This is a genomic window from Burkholderia sp. BCC1977 (assembly GCF_905339595.1).
Classification (GTDB): Bacteria; Pseudomonadota; Gammaproteobacteria; order Burkholderiales; family Burkholderiaceae; genus Burkholderia.
Map to the genome: position 1 here is coordinate 224,703 of NZ_CAJPGQ010000003.1, position 16,394 is coordinate 241,096.

Consider the following 16,394-nt stretch of genomic DNA (forward strand, 5'->3'; position numbering starts at 1 on the left):
CGTCTGGACACACACCCGGCCACCGGCCAAGAATGCCGTCCATCCGGCGCTCCGCGCATCCCGCGGGCGCCTGCATGGTGGAAATGGTGGAGACGGAGACACACGATGAGTTTCACCTACGACGAACGGATCGACGGCCCGCTGGCGACCGTCGACCGCGACACGCTCGTCGCCGCGCTCGACGCGGCGGCGCCCGGCCTCGACGTGCTGCACGAGCGCGAGGCGCTGAAGCCGTTCGAATGCGACGGCCTCGCCGCGTACCGCACGGTGCCGCTCGCGGTCGTGCTGCCCGACACGGTCGAGCAGGTGCGCGCGGTGCTGCGCGTCGCGGCCGCGCACGGCGTGCCGGTCGTCGCGCGCGGCGCGGGCACCGGGCTGTCGGGCGGCGCGATGCCGCTCGAAAAGGGCATCCTGCTCGTGATGTCGAAGTTCAACCGGATTCTCGACATCGACGCCGATGCCGGCATCGCGCGCGTGCAGCCCGGCGTGCGCAACCTCGCGATCTCGCAGGCCGCGGCACCCTGCGGCCTCTACTACGCGCCCGATCCGTCGTCGCAGATCGCATGCTCGATCGGCGGCAACGTCGCCGAAAACGCGGGCGGCGTGCACTGCCTCAAATACGGGCTGACGGTGCACAACATCCTGAAGGTCGAGATCCTGACGATCGACGGCGACACGCTGACGCTCGGCGCCGATGCACTCGATGCGCCCGGCCTCGACCTGCTCGCGCTGTTCACCGGCTCCGAGGGGATGCTCGGCATCGTCACCGAAGTAACCGTGAAACTGCTGCCCAAACCGCCGAGCGTGACGGTGCTGATGGCGAGCTTCGACGACGTGGCCGAAGCCGGTGCGGCGGTCGCACGGATCATCGGCGCGGGCGTGATCCCCGGCGGGCTCGAGATGATGGACAACCTCGCGATCCGCGCGGCCGAGGACTTCATCCACGCCGGCTACCCGGTCGACGCGCAGGCGATCCTGCTGTGCGAACTCGACGGCGCGGCGACCGATGTCGAGGAAGACGCCGAACGCGTCGCCGCGCTGCTTCGCGACGCCGGCGCGTCGGAGATCCGCGTCGCGCGCGACGAAGCGGAGCGGCAGCGCTTCTGGGCCGGCCGCAAGAACGCGTTCCCGGCGGTCGGCCGCATGTCGCCCGACTACTACTGCATGGACGGCACGATCCCGCGCCGCGCGCTGCCGCGCGTGCTCGAAGGGATCGCCGCGCTGTCGGCCGAATACGCACTGCCGGTCGCGAACGTGTTCCATGCGGGCGACGGCAACATGCATCCGCTGATCCTGTTCGACGCGAACCGTCCCGGTGAGCTCGACCGCGCGGAAGCGCTCGGCGGCAAGATCCTCGAGCTGTGCGTCGCGGTGGGCGGGAGCATCACCGGCGAACACGGCGTCGGACGCGAGAAGATCAACCAGATGTGCGTGCAGTTCAACGCCGACGAAATCACGTTCTTCCACGCGGTGAAGGCCGCATTCGATCCGCGGCGCCTGCTCAATCCCGGCAAGAACATCCCGACGCTGCACCGCTGCGCCGAGTTCGGCGCGATGCACGTCCATCACGGCAAGCTGCCGTTTCCCGAACTGGAGCGTTTCTGATGCGACGCGAACGCGAAATCGAATCGATCGACGACAGCGCGGCGCTCGTCGCGCAGGTCGACGCCGCGATCCACGATCGCCAGCCGCTGCACATCCGCGGCGCGGGCACGAAGGCGTTCGTCGGCCGCGCGGTGGAAGGCCGCACGCTCGACGTGCGCACGCACCGCGGCATCGTCGCGTACGACCCGACCGAGCTCGTCATCACCGCGCGCGCGGGCACGCCGCTCGCCGAACTGGAAGCGATGCTCGACGCGGCCGGCCAGATGCTGCCGTGCGAGCCGCCCACGTTCGGCGGCACGGCGACGGTCGGCGGCATGTTCGCGGCGGCGCTGTCCGGGCCGCGCCGCCCGTGGGCCGGCGCGGTGCGCGACTTCGTGCTCGGCTGCCGCGTGATCACCGGCCACGCGAAACACCTGCGCTTCGGCGGCGAGGTAATGAAGAACGTCGCGGGCTACGACGTGTCGCGGCTGCTCGCGGGCAGCTTCGGCTGCCTCGGCGTCGTGACCGAGGTGTCGCTGAAGGTGCTGCCGAAGCCGCGCGCGACCGGCGATCTCGCGTTGCCGCTCACTGCGGAAGACGCCGTGCAGCGCGTCGCCGGATGGCGTCGCGCGGGGCTGCCGCTCGCGGGCGCCTGCCACGCGGACGGCGTGCTGCGCGTGCGGCTCGAAGGCGGCGAGGGCTCGGTGAAGGCCGCGCGCGCCATGATCGGCGGCGAGCGGATGGACGATCGCGACGACGGGTTCTGGGCGCGGCTGCGCGACCTGTCGCTGCCGTTCTTCGACGATCCGCGCCCGCTGTGGCGCGTATCGGTGCCGGCCGCCGCGCCGCTCGATGCGCTGGCCGGCGCGCAACGCGTCGACTGGGGCGGCGCGCAGCGCTGGCTGAAAACCGACGCCGCACCGGCCGACGTGCAGCGCTTCGCCGCGCAGTGGGGCGGCCACGCGACCTGCTTCACGCCCGGCACCACGCCCGAGCCGTTCCAGCCGCTGCCGCCCGCGCTGCTGCGCGTGCATCGGCAACTGAAGGCGCAGCTCGATCCGCATGCAATTTTCAATCCCGGCCGCCTGTACGCGGACGTCTGACGCCAACCTTCGAACCGCCGATGCAAACCAATCTCAGCGAAGCCAGCCAGGCCCTCGACCGGGCCGACGAAGCGGAAGCGATCCTGCGCGCATGCGTGCACTGCGGCTTCTGCAATGCGACCTGCCCGACCTACCAGGTGCTCGGCAACGAGCTCGACGGGCCGCGCGGGCGCATCTACCTGATCAAGCAGATGCTCGAAGGCGAGCCGTGCGGCGAGCGCACGCAGCAGCATCTCGACCGCTGCCTGAGCTGCCGCAACTGCGAGACGACCTGCCCGTCCGGCGTGCGTTATCACACGCTGCTCGACATCGGCCGCGCGGAAGCCGAGAAGCGCGCGCGGCGTCCGGCGCGCGAGCGCCTGTTGCGCGCGGGCCTGCGTCACGTCGTGCCGCGTCCGGCGACCTTCGCCGCGCTGCTGAAGGCCGGCCGCGCGCTGCGCCCGTTGCTGCCCGGCACGTTGCAGGACAAGATCCCGGCCGCCGTGCCCGCCGCCACGCCGCGCCCGCCCGTGCGCCATGCCCGGCGCGTGCTGATGCTGGAAGGCTGCGTGCAGCCTTCGCTGTCGCCGAACACCAACGCGGCCGCCGCACGGGTGCTCGACCGGCTCGGCATCGGCGTGACGCCCGCGCGCGAAGCCGGCTGCTGCGGCGCGACCGAATATCACCTGAACGCGCAGGATGCCGGGCTCGCGCGCGCACGCCGCAACATCGATGCGTGGTGGCCGGCGATCGAGGCGGGCGCGGAAGCGATCGTGCTGACGGCGAGCGGCTGCGGCGCGTTCGTGAAGGAATACGGCGACCTGCTGCGCGCCGACCCCGTCTATGCGGACAAGGCGCGGCGCGTGAGCGCGCTCGCGCGCGACCTCGCCGAAGTGATCGCGGCCGAGCCGCTCGACGCGCTGGCCGCATCGACGCCACGCCGCGTCGCGGTCCACTGCCCATGCACGCTGCAGCACGCGCAGCGGCTCGGCGGCGCGGTGGAAAGCATCCTGACGCGGCTCGGCTTCGATCTGACGAATGTCGCGGACGGCCACCTGTGCTGCGGCTCGGCCGGCACCTATTCGCTGACGCAGCCCGAACTCGCCACCCAATTGCGCGACCACAAGCTCGACGCGCTCGAAGCCGCACGGCCGGACCTGATTGTCACGGCCAACATCGGCTGCCAGACTCACCTGAACGGCGCGGGCCGTACGTCCGTGCGCCACTGGATCGAGCTCGTCGACAACCGACTCGTCAACTGACCGCTGATTCCGGAGGAACCCCATGAAAGCGAAACCCGAACTCGAACTCGCCGACGTCGAACGCATGCTCGCCGCCGCCCGCGCGGAAGCCGAGCGTCACGGCTGGGCCGTGTCGATCGCCATCGTCGACGACGGCGGCCACCTGCTCGCGTTCGCGCGCCTCGACGGCGCGTCGGCGGCCAGCGCCTACATCGCGCAGGACAAGGCGCGCGCGGCGGCGCTCGGCCGTCGCGAGACGAAGGCGTATGAGGATATGATCAACGGTGGCCGCACGGCGTTTCTGAGCGTGCCGCTGACGGGGTTGCTCGAAGGCGGCGTGCCGGTCACGGTGGACGGCCGCATTGCGGGCGCGATCGGTGTGTCTGGCGTAAAGTCCGAACAGGATGCGCAGATCGCCCGCGCCGGCACACAAAGCGTCGCGGCCTGATCCGCGCGCGTTTTTCATTCCCCGGGAGGAATCACGATGATCGACCAAGCAGGACTGCAAGTCGCGCCAGCGCTGAGCCAGTTCATTGAAAACGAAGCACTGCCGGGCACCGGTATCGACAAGGCCGCGTTCTGGAACGGTTTCTCGGCCCTGGTGCACGACCTCGCGCCGCGCAACCGCGAACTGCTCGCGGAACGCGACCGCCTGCAGCAGGAACTCGACACGTGGCATCGCGCGCACCCCGGCCCGGTGCGCGACCATGCCGCGTATCGCGCGTTCCTCGAACAAATCGGCTACCTCGTGCCGGTCCCGTCGAACGTCGCGGCAGCCACCGCGAACGTCGACAGCGAGATCGCGACGCAGGCCGGCCCGCAGCTCGTCGTGCCGCTGTCGAACGCGCGCTATGCGCTGAACGCCGCGAACGCACGCTGGGGCAGCCTGTACGACGCGCTGTACGGCACCGATGCGCTGCCCGAGGACGGCGGCGCCGAACGCACCACGGCCTACAACCCGACGCGCGGCCAGCGCGTGATCGACTACGCGCGCGACGTGCTCGACAACGCGGCGCCGCTCGCGAGCGGCTCGCACCGCGACGCGCTGCGCTACCGCGTGCAGGACGGCCAGCTCGCCGTCGAAACCGGCAAGGGCGTCGTGCACCTCGCGCAGCCGGCGCAGTTCGTCGGCTACCAGGGCGCGGCGGATGCCCCGTCCGCGATCCTGCTGAAGCACAACGGCCTGCACCTCGAGATCCAGATCGACGCGTCGACCCCCATCGGCCGCGCCGATCTCGCGAACGTGAAGGACGTCGTGCTCGAAGCCGCGGTCAGCACGATCATCGACTGCGAGGATTCGGTCGCGGCGGTCGACGCCGACGACAAGGTCCAGCTCTACCGCAACTGGCTCGGCCTGATGCAGGGCACGCTGGTCGAGGAAGTCGCGAAGGGCGGCAAGACCTTCACGCGCCGCCTGAATGCCGATCGCGACTACACGACGCCGGCCGGCGGCACGCTGTCGCTGCATGGCCGCTCGCTGCTGTTCGTGCGCAACGTCGGCCACCTGATGACCAATGGCGCGGTGCTCGACCGTGACGGCAACGAGATTCCGGAAGGCATCCTCGACGGCGTCGTCACGACGCTGTGCTCGCTGCACGACCTGAAGGCGAAGCGCAACTCGCGCACCGGCTCGATCTACATCGTGAAGCCGAAGATGCACGGCCCGGTCGAAGTCGCGTTCGCCGACACGCTGTTCGCGCGCATCGAGGACCTGTACGGCCTGCCGCGCAACACGCTGAAGATGGGCATCATGGACGAGGAGCGCCGCACCAGCGTGAACCTCGCGGCCTGTATCGCGGCGGCCGCCGCGCGCGTCGCGTTCATCAACACCGGCTTCCTCGACCGCACCGGCGACGAGATGCACACCGCGATGGAAGCGGGCCCGATGATCCGCAAGGGCGACATGAAGTCGTCGGCGTGGATCCAGTCGTACGAGCGCAACAACGTGCTCGCGGGCCTGTCGGCCGGCCTGCGCGGCCGCGCCCAGATCGGCAAGGGCATGTGGGCGATGCCGGACCTGATGCACGCGATGCTCGAGCAGAAGATCGCGCATCCGCGCGCCGGCGCGAACACCGCGTGGGTGCCGTCGCCGACCGCCGCGACGCTGCACGCGCTGCACTACCACCTCGTCGACGTGCAGGCCGTCCAGCAGGAACTCGAGAAGACGCCGTACGCGAGCGAGCGCGACGCGCTGCTCGAAGGTCTGCTGACCGTGCCGGTCGTCGAGCGCGCCGGGTGGAGCGAGGCCGAGATCCTGAGCGAGGTCGAGAACAACGCGCAGGGCATTCTCGGCTACGTCGTGCGCTGGGTCGAACAGGGCGTCGGCTGCTCGAAGGTGCCGGACATCCACGACGTCGGCCTGATGGAAGACCGCGCGACGCTGCGCATCTCGAGCCAGCACATCGCGAACTGGCTGCGCCACGGCGTGATCACCGAGGCGTTCGTGCTCGACGTGTTCAAGCGGATGGCGCGCGTCGTCGACCAGCAGAACGCCGGCGACCCGAACTATCGCCCGATGGCGCCCGGCTACGACCAGTCGACCGCGTTCAAGGCCGCGTGCGCGCTGGCGCTGCAGGGCACGTCGCAGCCGAGCGGTTATACCGAGCCGCTGCTGCATCGGTTCCGGCTCGCGTACAAGGCGCAACAGCACGGCGCGTAGCGTTCGCATGCGGGCTTTCCCGCATGCGGTTTCATGAAACGGGCGGCCATCACGGCCGCCCGTTTTCATCTGCGAATTCATGCGGACGCTGAAAACGGATAATCGATCCGTATCGCATGACTTCAGGTTCCGGGTGCGCCTGCCGTCAAAGCATGTAAATCGGCGACGGTGAAATGCGCGCCGCTCCCGCTCCTGGCACAGCGCCTTGCGCTGCAACGTTCTGCCCGCGACTGGCAAGGTCGGCTACGACGACAATTTGATCCGGATCAACGGTCCGCAACATTTTCCGCGTATACGAATGCGCGCGTTATACTCGGACCAATCCGCGCCGCCCGATTCGTCGGATCATCGAATCGCGGCAAATCTTGCCGGTGAATGGGTGATATTGCGGTTTATCCGGCCGCAAGCAGCGATAATCGGCACCCGTTTTCCCGGTCGGGCGGACGGCATGCGCACAGGGGACGCAAACCGGATAGCTGCCGGCAAATCATACGAACAATCGCATCGGCCCGCCGCCCGGCGGCGATGCCCATCGATCCACGGACCATGGCAGAAACCGACTACGCAATGCCCAGCGAATCCGGCCTGACGGGCCGCGTCGCCGCTCAATTGCGCCGGTTCCTGCTGCCGCACCTGATCTTCTATTCAGGGCTGCTGATCGCACTGCTCCTTTTGCTGCTGTGCGGCATCGTGCTGTACGAAGGCCGTATCGACGCACGCGATCGCGCGCGCACCACCCAGCAGAACATCGCGCTGATGGCATCGTGGGACATCGAGCGCAACATCGAGATCTATGCGCTGTCGCTGCAGGCGGTCGTCGATGGCGTGAACGAGCCCGACGTCGTCCGGCTGCCCATGGCGCTGCGCCGCCAGGTGCTGTTCGATCGCGCGACGACGGCCAAGTACCTTGGCGGCATCTACGTGCTCGATGCGAACGGCGACATCGCGGTCGACGGCATGAGCGACGTGCCGCGCCAGGCGAATTTCAGCAACGAATCGTACTTCACCGTGCATCGCGACCATCCGGACGTCGGCCTGTACGTCAGCGACCCGTACCATTCGCGGCTGCGCGGCGGCTCCCCGAGCATCGCGCTCAGCCGACGGATCACGCGACCCGACGGGTCGTTCGGCGGCGTCGCCGTGATGTCGATCCGGCTCGAATATTTCCAGAACCTGTTCTCGCGCCTCGCGCTCGGCGATCGCGGCTCCGTCGCGCTGATCAAGACCAACGGCCGGATGGTCGCGCGCCAACCGTACGATCCGAAGATCGTCGGCCGCGACATCAGCCGCGCCAGCACGTTCCGGCAGTTCATGACCGCGAACGAGGGCAGCTTCGCCGACACCGCGTCGATCGACGGCGTGCGGCGCCTGTACGTGTTCCGGCACCTCGAGAATCTCCCGCTGATCATCATGGTCGCGCGCTCGGAAGCCGACACCTACGCCGCGTGGTACGACCGCGCGATCCCGATCGGCTCGGCGATGGCCTTGCTCGCGCTCGGCTTCGTCGGCCTGTCGCTGCTGCTCGACGTGCAACTGCGCAAGCGTCACCGCGCGGAAACCGAACTGCAGGCGCTCGCGCGCACCGACGGCCTCACCGGCCTCGACAACCGCCGGATGCTCGACGTCACGCTCGCGCGCGAATGGCGCCGCGCGGCGCGCTCGCAGCACACGCTGTCGCTGCTGTTCGTCGATGTCGATCACTTCAAGCGCTACAACGACACGCAAGGCCACCAGGCCGGCGACGACGCGCTCGCCGCGGTCGGCCGCTGCATCGCCGGGTGCCTGCGGCGTCCGGCCGACTATGCGGCCCGCTACGGCGGCGAGGAGTTCGTCGTCGTGCTGCCGGACGTCGACACGCACGGCGCCGTGACGATCGCCGAAGCGATCCGCACCGGCATCCTCGATCTCGGCATCCGGCACGACACGGCCTCGTCCGACCGCCTGACCGCGAGCATCGGCGTGACGACCTGCTATCCGGATCGCGACGACAGCATCCAGGCCGCGCTGAAGCTCGCCGACGACGCGTTGTACCGCGCGAAGGAACGCGGGCGCAACCAGGTCTTCGTGCAGACGGCCCCGTCGGTCGATCGCACGCCGCGGCGCGCGTGACCTGCGCGACGGCCGTCCGGCCGCCGCATCGCCGCACCGCCGCCCGCGGGCGAAATCGCCGACAATGTCGGCTCGCCGCGCCGCCGCGCGACACACGCGCCCGCCGGCCCGCGCCCGCTTCACACCACCATGAGACTCAAGGCAAAGATCTTCCTTCTGGCCATCGTGCCGTTCCTGCTCGCGATCGCCGGCATCGGCTTCGGCGTGCGCCAGCAGGCGACGTCGCTCGCGCGCACGCAGCACGCGACGATCCAGGCCGCCTACCTGTCGAGCAAGGAAGTCGAGCTGAAGCATTACGTCGAACTCGCGACGAGCGCGATCATGCCGCTGTACGACGCGAGCGGCCGCAATGCGCGCGACGACGGGATGCTGCGCACGCAGGCGCTCGCGATGCTGCAGAAGATGGATTTCGGCCCCGACGGCTATTTCTTCGTGTACGACCTGCACGGCAATGCGCTGATGCACCCGCGCGAGCCCGAGCGCGTCGGCCACAACTACTGGTCGATGCGCGACCCGCAGGGTGCGCTGACGATCCAGCAGCTGATCGGCGCCGCGTCGCACGGCGGCGGCTACGTGCGCTACACGTGGCAGCGGCCGTCGACCGGCAAGCCCGCGCCGAAGCTCGGCTACGTCGTCGCGCTCGAACGCTGGGGCTGGATGGTCGGCACCGGCATCTATCTCGACGACGTCGACACCGCGCTGCAGCGCATCGACGCGCGCGCGTCCGCGAACATCGAGCGCACGATGAGCTGGCTCACCGCGATCGCGCTGACCGGCGCGGCGGCGATCGCCGTCTGCGCGCTGGTGCTGAACGTCAGCGAGTCGCGCAGCGCCGACGCGAAGCTCAAGCAGCTCGCGCAGCGTGTCGTCGAATCGCAGGAGCAGGAGCGCGAGCGGCTGTCGCGCGAGCTGCATGACGGGATCAGCCAGATGATGGTGTCCGCGAAGCTGATGCTCGAATCCGCGCTCGCGCGTTTCGAGCGCGGCGCCGCGCGCATGCCCGAAGCCGAGCAGGCGCTGGCGTCGGGCGTCGGGCGGCTCGGCGACACGCTGCGCGAAGTGCGCCGCATCTCGCACGCGCTGCGCCCGGCGATGCTCGACGATCTCGGCCTCGCGGCCGCGCTCGAGCAGCTCGTGCGCGAGCTCGGCGCGGAAAGCGGCATCGACATCGGCTATACGCAGGTCGCGCACAGCGGCGCGCGGCCGCTGCCCGCAGCGGTCAATACGGCGCTGTTCCGGATCGCGCAGGAGGCGCTCAGCAACATCGTGCATCATGCACAGGCGTCGCGCGCGGCCGTCACGCTCGACGTCGGCGCGCATGCCGTCACGCTGACCATCGCCGACAACGGCTGCGGCTTCGATGCCGAGCGTTCGCAGACCGATGCGCGCCGCGGCATCGGGCTGCGCAACATGCGCGAGCGCCTCGACGCGCTCGGCGGCACGCTGACGATCACGTCGCAGGTCGGCCACACCGTCGTGGCCGCGCGCGTGCCGCTGCGCGCCGCCTGACGGCGTGCCCCCCATAACCGGAGACCTTTGCCCATGAGTGCCCCCGACACCGCCCGGCCCGCCGCCCGACTGCTGCTCGTCGACGATCACCCGCTGGTGCGCGACGGCCTGCGGATGCGGCTCGAGGCAGCCGACCTGTCCGTGGTCGGCGAAGCCGGCAACGCGGACGAGGCGCTCGCGCTCGCCGCGTCGCTCGAGCCCGATCTCGCGCTGATGGACGTCGGCATGAACGGGATGAACGGCATCACGCTCGCCGGCGTGTTCCACGAGCGCTTCCCGGGGATTCGCGTGCTGATGCTGTCGATGCACGACAACATCGAATACGTGACGCAGGCCGTGCGCGCCGGCGCGAGCGGCTATCTGCTGAAGGATTCGCCCGCGAGCGAGATCATGCGCGCGATCGGCGCGGTGCTCACCGGGCAGACGTTCTTCAGCGAAGGGCTCGCCGCGCGGATGATCCAGGCGAGCGCGGCCGCGTCGCCGCTCGACCGGTTGACGCCGCGCGAGCGCGACATCCTCGACGCGCTGGCCGAGGGGCTGTCGAGCAAGCAGATCGCGCAGCAGACGGGGCTGTCGGTACGCACGGTGGAAACGCATCGGCTCAATCTGAAGCGCAAGCTCGAGATCGAAGGGCAGGCGGAGCTGATCAAGTTCGCGGTCGAGCATCGGCGGCGGTAGGGCCTCCGACACCGGTGCTGCGTCAATCCGGACATGACGCCGCCGCCGCGAGCGCGAAACAAAAAGGGCGCCCGAGGGCGCCCGTCACGCATGCCGAACAACGGACCGCGCAGCGGCGATCAGTTCGTCCGCGAGTTGTGCTTCTGCAGATATGCGATCAGGCCGTCGATGCCGCCCGACGCGAGCTGGCCCTTGAACTGGCCCTGGTAGACCTGGATCAGCCACGCGCCCGACATGTCGATGTCGTAGATCTTCCAGTCGTTGCCGACCTTGCCGAGCCGGTAGCCGACCGACTGGCTGTCGCCCGGCGTCGTGACCGTCGACTGCACCAGCGCATCGGCACCCGACGCGCCGCCGGCCTTGAACGAGAACTTCGCGTCCTGGCCGCCGAGCTGCGCGAGCGACGCGGCATAGGTGCGGGTCATCAGCAGCTTGAACTGCTTGTACAGCTCCTGCTGCTGTTGCGGCGTCGCCTGCTTCCAGGCATCGCCGACCGCGATGCGGGTCGTGCGCTCGAAGTTTGTCGCGGGCAGGAAGCGCTGCTCGACGACTTGCGTGACTTTCGTCATGTCGCCGCCGCGCGCACCCGGATCGGCCTTCATCGCGTTGACGGTACCTTCGACCGCATTGCGGACGATGTCGACCGGCGCGCTCTGCGCGAAAGCGGAAACCGACACGGCGGCCGCCGCGACGAAAGCAAACAGATGACGTTTCATACGGATATTCGCACTCGGTGAAAAAAACGGCCGGCGGATGGCATCGAGCGCATCGGCCGGTGGGTCGAAGTATAACGGTCCGGAAGCTGGCCTGCCGCGCGGTGACCGACTGTTACCTTTGAGCCCCTTTTGTCACAGAGGCCGCCGCAACCCGATTTCGGACGATTATGTAAATATCCCCATACAAATTCCCGAACCCTTCGCGCCGATTCGTGCGCTGTGGCGAAAATATCCTTCCCGCCCCTTTACGCGCCAACGTCACGACCGACGCCACGTTGCGCCGGTATACTCGTTGCCTTGTCCTTGCCAGCCCCTTCCCACCGCCACATGGTGACTTCTCTCATCGTCCGACTCGTCGCATGGTCGGTGCGCCGCCCCGTCTGGGTCGTCGTGCTGTCGCTCGTCATCGCCGTCTTCAGCGGCGTCTACGTCGCGCAGCATTTCAAGATCAACACGGACATCAGCAAGCTCGTCGACGCGGAACCGCAGTGGGCCGCGCTCGGCCAGGCCGTCGACAAGGCCTTCCCGCAACGCAACGGCACGATCCTCGCGGTGGTCGAGGCGCCGGCCCCCGAATTCGCGACGGCCGCCGCGCACGCGCTCACCGAAGCCCTGCAGAAGCAGGCCGACGCCGGCCGCATCGGCCAGGTCGCCGAACCCGGCGGCGGCCCGTTCTTCGAGCACAACGGGCTGCTGTTCCTGTCGCCGCAGGAAGTGTCGGATACGACGTCGCAGCTCGCGAGCGCGCGCCCGCTCGTCAATGAACTCGCGAAGAACCCGAGCCTGACCGGGCTCGCGACCACGCTGTCCACCACGCTCGGCCAGCCGCTCCTGACCGGCCAGGTGAAACTGCCCGCGATGGCGAAGCTGCTCGCGCGCAGCGCCGCGACGGTCGACGACGTACTGGCCGGCAAGCCGGCCGCGTTCTCGTGGCGCGGGCTGGTCGACAGCGATGCCGCGCGCCAACCGGCACGCGCGTTCGTCACGGTGCAGCCGGTCGTCGACTACGGCGCGCTGAAGGCCGGTGCCGAAACGACCCAGGTGATCCGCGACACCGCGAAAGCGCTCGGCCTCGAGCAACGCTACGGCGCGGTCGTGCGCCTGACCGGCGAACAGCCGCTCGCCGACGACGAATTCGCATCGGTGGAAGACGGCGCGGCGCTCAACGGCGCGCTCACGCTGCTCGCCGTGCTCGTCATCCTGTGGCTCGCGCTGCGCTCGAAGCGGATGATCGGCTCGGTGCTCGTCACGCTGTTCGTCGGCCTCGTCGTGACGGCCGCGCTCGGCCTTGCGATGGTCGGTTCGCTGAACATGATCTCGGTCGCGTTCATGGTGCTGTTCGTCGGCCTCGGCGTCGACTTCTCGATCCAGTACGGCGTGAAATACCGCGAGGAACGCTTCCGCGATCCGCGCATCGATCACGCGCTGATCGGCGCCGCGCACTCGATGGGCATGCCGCTCGCGCTCGCCACCGCGGCGGTCGCGGCGAGCTTCTTCTCGTTCATCCCCACGGCCTATCGCGGCGTGTCCGAGCTCGGCCTGATCGCGGGCGTCGGAATGTTCGTCGCGCTGCTGACCACGCTCACGCTGTTGCCCGCATTGCTGCGCCTGTTCGCGCCGCCGGGCGAATCGAAGACGCCGGGCTTTCCGTGGCTCGCACCGGTTGACGACTTCCTCGATCGCCATCGCAAGCCGATCCTGATCGGCACGCTCGCGGTCGTGATCGGCGCGCTGCCGCTGCTTGCGTTCCTGCACTTCGACTTCAACCCGCTGCACCTGAAGGATCCGAACAGCGAATCGATGGCCACGCTGCTCGCGCTGAAGGATTCGCCCGAAGCGGCCGTCAACGACGTCACGCTGCTCGCGCCGTCGCTCGCCGAGGCCGACGCGGCCGCGAAGCGCCTCGACGCGCTGCCGGAAGTCGGCCGCACGACGACGCTCACGACCTTCGTCCCGGCCGACCAGCCGGCCAAGCGCGCGGCGATCGCCGCGGCCGCGAGCGACCTGCTGCCCGCGTTGACGCAGCCGGCCGCGCCGGCCGCGACCGATGCGCAGCGCGTCGCCGCGCTCAAGCGCGTGTCGGACCTGCTCGGCTACGCGGCGGAAGATCACCCGGGCCCGGGTGCCGCCGCCGCGCAGCACCTGTCGGCATCGCTCGCGAAGCTCGCCGCCGCCGACAGCGCGACGCGCGACCGCGCCGAACGCGCGTTCTCCGACACGCTGCGCATCGCGCTCAACCAGCTCGCGACGCTGCTGCAGCCGCAGGACGTCACGCGCGCATCGCTGCCGCCGCAGCTCGTGCGCGACTGGATCGCGCCGGACGGCCACGCGCTCGTGCAGATTTCGCCGAAGGTGCCGAAGGGCGTCGACCCGAACGACGACACGATGCTGCGCCGCTTCGCGAAGACGGTGAAGGCGGCGGAACCCGGCGCGACCGGCGGCCCGATCTCGATCCTGCATTCGGCCGACACGATCATCGACGCGTTCCTGCACGCGGCGCTGTGGTCGATCCTCTCGATCACGATCCTGCTGTGGATCACGCTGCGCCGCTTCGGCGACGTGCTGCGCACGCTGGTGCCGCTGCTCGTGTCGGGCCTCGTGACGCTCGAGATGTGCGTCGTGCTCGGCATGTCGCTGAACTTCGCGAACATCATCGCGCTGCCGCTGATGCTCGGCGTCGGCGTCGCGTTCAAGGTGTACTTCGTGATGGCGTGGCGCGCGGGCCAGACGGGCCTGCTGCATTCGAGCCTCACGCACGCGGTGCTGTTCAGCGCCGCGACGACCGCAACCGCCTTCGGCAGCCTGTGGCTGTCGCATCATCCGGGCACGTCGAGCATGGGCAAGCTGCTCGCGCTGGCGTTGACCTGCACCCTGATCGGCGCCGTGGTGTTTCAGCCCGTCCTGATGGGCAAACCGCGCGTCAAACGCGCCAAGAACCAAATGCAAGGAAACAATGAATAAGGTGCGAATCATTGCGGCGACCGTCGCTGCCAGCGCAGTGCTGAGCGGCTGCGCGACGGGCCCGAACCGCAACCCCAACGACCCGCTCGAGCCGATGAACCGGGCGATGTACAAGTTCAACGACACGGTCGACACGAACATCGCCGTGCCGATCGCGAAGGGTTACCAGAAGATCACGCCCACACCGGTGCGTACCGCGATCAGCAACTTCTTCTCGAACCTCGGCGATCTCGGCAACATGGCGAACAACCTGTTGCAGCTGCGCATCACCGATGCGACGCAGGATCTGATGCGCGTGGCGATGAACTCGGTGTTCGGCGTCGGCGGCCTGATCGACATCGCGACGCCGGCCGGCCTGCCGAAGCACCACCAGGATTTCGGGCTGACGATGGCGCGCTGGGGCATGCCGTCCGGCCCGTACCTCGTGCTGCCGGTGTTCGGGCCGAGCACGATCCGCGACGGCGTCGGCCGCGCGGTGGACGTCCGCTTCAACCTGCTCAACTACATCGAGCCGGCCGCGCGCAATCCGATGTACATCGCGCAGTTCATCAGCGCGCGTTCGGACCTGCTCGGCGCGACCGACCTGCTGAAGCAGGCGGCGCTCGATCCGTACTCGTTCGTCCGCGATGCGTATCTGCAACAGCGCAAGTCGCTGACGTATCACGGCGAGTCGGCATCGGCCACGGCGCCGAACTACGCGGAGCCGGGTGAAGCCGGTGCGGTGCCGGCGGCTACGCCGACCATGCCGGGCGGCCTGCCGAACTACGAGGATCCGGGCGAGTCGGGCGGCGCGTCGGGCACGGCGCCGAACAACGCGCCGGCCGCGCCGGGGTTGCCGCAGTACGACGATCCGGGTGCGGCTAATGCGATGCCGGCGAGTGCGCCTGCTGCGGCACCGGTCGCTGCGTCGGCTGCCGCACCGGATGCTGCGTCGGCCGGGACGACGACAGCGCCGGCCGCCAACGGCGCGCCAATCGCGCCGGCGATGCCGACCGTGCCGGCGAGCAGTCCGGCCGCGCAGTAACGCGACACCGGGCCCGCTGGAAACGCCAGGAGCGCTGCATCATGCAGCGCTCTTTTTTTGCGCGTACGCGAAACGAAAAAAGGAAAGGGGAGAGGAGAAGCGAAACGCGGCGAACGCCGCTCAGACGATCCGCATCGCGCCCGCACGCTCGAATGCGTGCCGCGCCTGGATCAGCGTCGTGCGCGCCGCGCGTGCGTCGCCCGCGACCTGCAGCAGCGGGCCGAGCTGCGACGGCTGCTTCAGCAGTTCACGCAGGATCGGCAGGATGGCGGTGCTGCCGTCATCGCGCAGGCCGGCCGTCGCCGCGCGCGGCAGCGTGCGCCACGCCGGGTCGACGATCGCGCGGCACACCGCGAACGGCACGCCGCGCGATGCCGCGAAGGCCGCGGCGATATGCGATTCCATGTCGACGGCGAGCGCGCCCTTCGCGCGATGCAGCGACGTCTTTTCCTGTTCGCTGACCACCGGCGCGCCGACCGCCGCCATCGTGCCGCGCGTGACGCGCGCCCACACCGGCGTGTCGTGCAGCGCGGCGACGAGGCGTGCGCTCCAGGCCGGATCGGTCTGCACGCGGCCGAACGGTCCGTCGATCGCGTCCGCGATCACGAGCGCGCCGGGCGCGAGATCGGACGCAAGGCCGCCCGCCGTGCCGAAGCTCACGATGCCCGCGCAACCGCGCGCGGTCGCCTCGGCCAGCGCGCGCTCGAGGCGGTCGGCCCGCGCGGCGAACACGGTCTCGACGCCCTGACCGCGCGCGATGCGTGCCTCGAACGCCATCCCCGTGACGGCGATGACGGGCAACGTGTCGTGGTGCTGCGTCGGCGCCACGCG

Annotated in this window: 12 protein-coding genes; 10 read left to right on the top strand and 2 right to left on the bottom strand. The window is 69.5% G+C overall.

What is annotated here, in order from left to right; translation table 11 throughout:
- The first annotated feature begins 105 nt into the window (after nucleotides 1-105).
- The 8 genes from glcD (at nucleotide 106) to U5771_RS04770 (ending at nucleotide 10,862) form a co-directional block, all read left to right on the top strand.
- Complete coding sequence (gene glcD / locus U5771_RS04735; protein WP_322022898.1) at nucleotides 106-1,605, top strand: glycolate oxidase subunit GlcD; 1,500 nt, start codon at nucleotides 106-108, stop codon at nucleotides 1,603-1,605.
- The gene (glcE, locus tag U5771_RS04740) at nucleotides 1,605-2,687 is read left to right on the top strand and encodes a glycolate oxidase subunit GlcE (protein WP_322022899.1); all 1,083 of its coding nucleotides are present in this window, start codon (nucleotides 1,605-1,607) and stop codon (nucleotides 2,685-2,687) included. The genes glcD and glcE overlap by 1 nt, the downstream gene beginning before the upstream one ends.
- A gap of 20 nt (nucleotides 2,688-2,707) precedes the next feature.
- Nucleotides 2,708-3,928: a glycolate oxidase subunit GlcF gene (gene glcF / locus U5771_RS04745; RefSeq protein WP_322022900.1), complete on the top strand. Its 1,221-nt coding sequence runs from the start codon at nucleotides 2,708-2,710 to the stop codon at nucleotides 3,926-3,928.
- A gap of 22 nt (nucleotides 3,929-3,950) precedes the next feature.
- Entirely contained in the window at nucleotides 3,951-4,355 is a 405-nt protein-coding gene (locus tag U5771_RS04750) for a GlcG/HbpS family heme-binding protein (protein ID WP_322022901.1), read from the top strand.
- A 36-nt stretch (nucleotides 4,356-4,391) separates the two neighbouring features.
- On the top strand, nucleotides 4,392-6,566 hold the full coding sequence (locus tag U5771_RS04755) for a malate synthase G (protein WP_322022902.1): 2,175 nt from the start codon (nucleotides 4,392-4,394) through the stop codon (nucleotides 6,564-6,566).
- Nucleotides 6,567-7,112: 546 nt separating this feature from the next.
- The gene (locus U5771_RS04760; RefSeq protein ID WP_322022903.1) at nucleotides 7,113-8,675 is read left to right on the top strand and encodes a sensor domain-containing diguanylate cyclase; all 1,563 of its coding nucleotides are present in this window, start codon (nucleotides 7,113-7,115) and stop codon (nucleotides 8,673-8,675) included.
- A 129-nt stretch (nucleotides 8,676-8,804) separates the two neighbouring features.
- Complete coding sequence (locus tag U5771_RS04765) at nucleotides 8,805-10,184, top strand: cache domain-containing protein (protein ID WP_322022904.1); 1,380 nt, start codon at nucleotides 8,805-8,807, stop codon at nucleotides 10,182-10,184.
- A gap of 33 nt (nucleotides 10,185-10,217) precedes the next feature.
- Complete coding sequence (locus U5771_RS04770) at nucleotides 10,218-10,862, top strand: response regulator transcription factor (protein WP_322022905.1); 645 nt, start codon at nucleotides 10,218-10,220, stop codon at nucleotides 10,860-10,862.
- Between the two features lie 119 nt (nucleotides 10,863-10,981).
- Here the strand turns inward: U5771_RS04770 and U5771_RS04775 are convergent, their stop codons facing one another.
- Nucleotides 10,982-11,578 carry an ABC transporter substrate-binding protein gene (locus U5771_RS04775; protein WP_322022906.1) on the bottom strand — a complete coding sequence of 199 codons (597 nt, stop codon included), beginning with the start codon at nucleotides 11,576-11,578 and terminating at the stop codon, nucleotides 10,982-10,984.
- Between the two features lie 327 nt (nucleotides 11,579-11,905).
- Here U5771_RS04775 and U5771_RS04780 point away from each other — a divergent pair, with 327 nt between their 5' ends.
- The gene (locus tag U5771_RS04780) at nucleotides 11,906-14,539 is read left to right on the top strand and encodes an MMPL family transporter (RefSeq protein WP_322022907.1); all 2,634 of its coding nucleotides are present in this window, start codon (nucleotides 11,906-11,908) and stop codon (nucleotides 14,537-14,539) included.
- On the top strand, nucleotides 14,532-15,563 hold the full coding sequence (locus tag U5771_RS04785) for a VacJ family lipoprotein (protein ID WP_322022908.1): 1,032 nt from the start codon (nucleotides 14,532-14,534) through the stop codon (nucleotides 15,561-15,563). The genes U5771_RS04780 and U5771_RS04785 overlap by 8 nt, the downstream gene beginning before the upstream one ends.
- A gap of 120 nt (nucleotides 15,564-15,683) precedes the next feature.
- Here the strand turns inward: U5771_RS04785 and U5771_RS04790 are convergent, their stop codons facing one another.
- Nucleotides 15,684-16,391, bottom strand: a complete 708-nt coding sequence (locus tag U5771_RS04790; protein ID WP_322022909.1) for a phosphorylase — start codon at nucleotides 16,389-16,391, stop codon at nucleotides 15,684-15,686.
- Between the last annotated feature and the right edge of the window lie 3 nt (nucleotides 16,392-16,394).

Bases quoted from the DNA above. Each gene is read 5' to 3' on its own strand.
- U5771_RS04750 (WP_322022901.1), top strand. From the start codon at position 3,951: ATGAAAGCGAAACCCGAACTCGAACTCGCCGACGTCGAACGCATGCTC.
- U5771_RS04765 (WP_322022904.1), top strand. From the start codon at position 8,805: ATGAGACTCAAGGCAAAGATCTTCCTTCTGGCCATCGTGCCGTTCCTG.
- U5771_RS04755 (WP_322022902.1), top strand. From the start codon at position 4,392: ATGATCGACCAAGCAGGACTGCAAGTCGCGCCAGCGCTGAGCCAGTTC.
- glcF (WP_322022900.1), top strand. From the start codon at position 2,708: ATGCAAACCAATCTCAGCGAAGCCAGCCAGGCCCTCGACCGGGCCGAC.
- U5771_RS04775 (WP_322022906.1), bottom strand. From the start codon at position 11,578: ATGAAACGTCATCTGTTTGCTTTCGTCGCGGCGGCCGCCGTGTCGGTT.
- glcD (WP_322022898.1), top strand. From the start codon at position 106: ATGAGTTTCACCTACGACGAACGGATCGACGGCCCGCTGGCGACCGTC.
- U5771_RS04785 (WP_322022908.1), top strand. From the start codon at position 14,532: ATGAATAAGGTGCGAATCATTGCGGCGACCGTCGCTGCCAGCGCAGTG.
- glcE (WP_322022899.1), top strand. From the start codon at position 1,605: ATGCGACGCGAACGCGAAATCGAATCGATCGACGACAGCGCGGCGCTC.
- U5771_RS04780 (WP_322022907.1), top strand. From the start codon at position 11,906: ATGGTGACTTCTCTCATCGTCCGACTCGTCGCATGGTCGGTGCGCCGC.
- U5771_RS04770 (WP_322022905.1), top strand. From the start codon at position 10,218: ATGAGTGCCCCCGACACCGCCCGGCCCGCCGCCCGACTGCTGCTCGTC.
- U5771_RS04760 (WP_322022903.1), top strand. From the start codon at position 7,113: ATGGCAGAAACCGACTACGCAATGCCCAGCGAATCCGGCCTGACGGGC.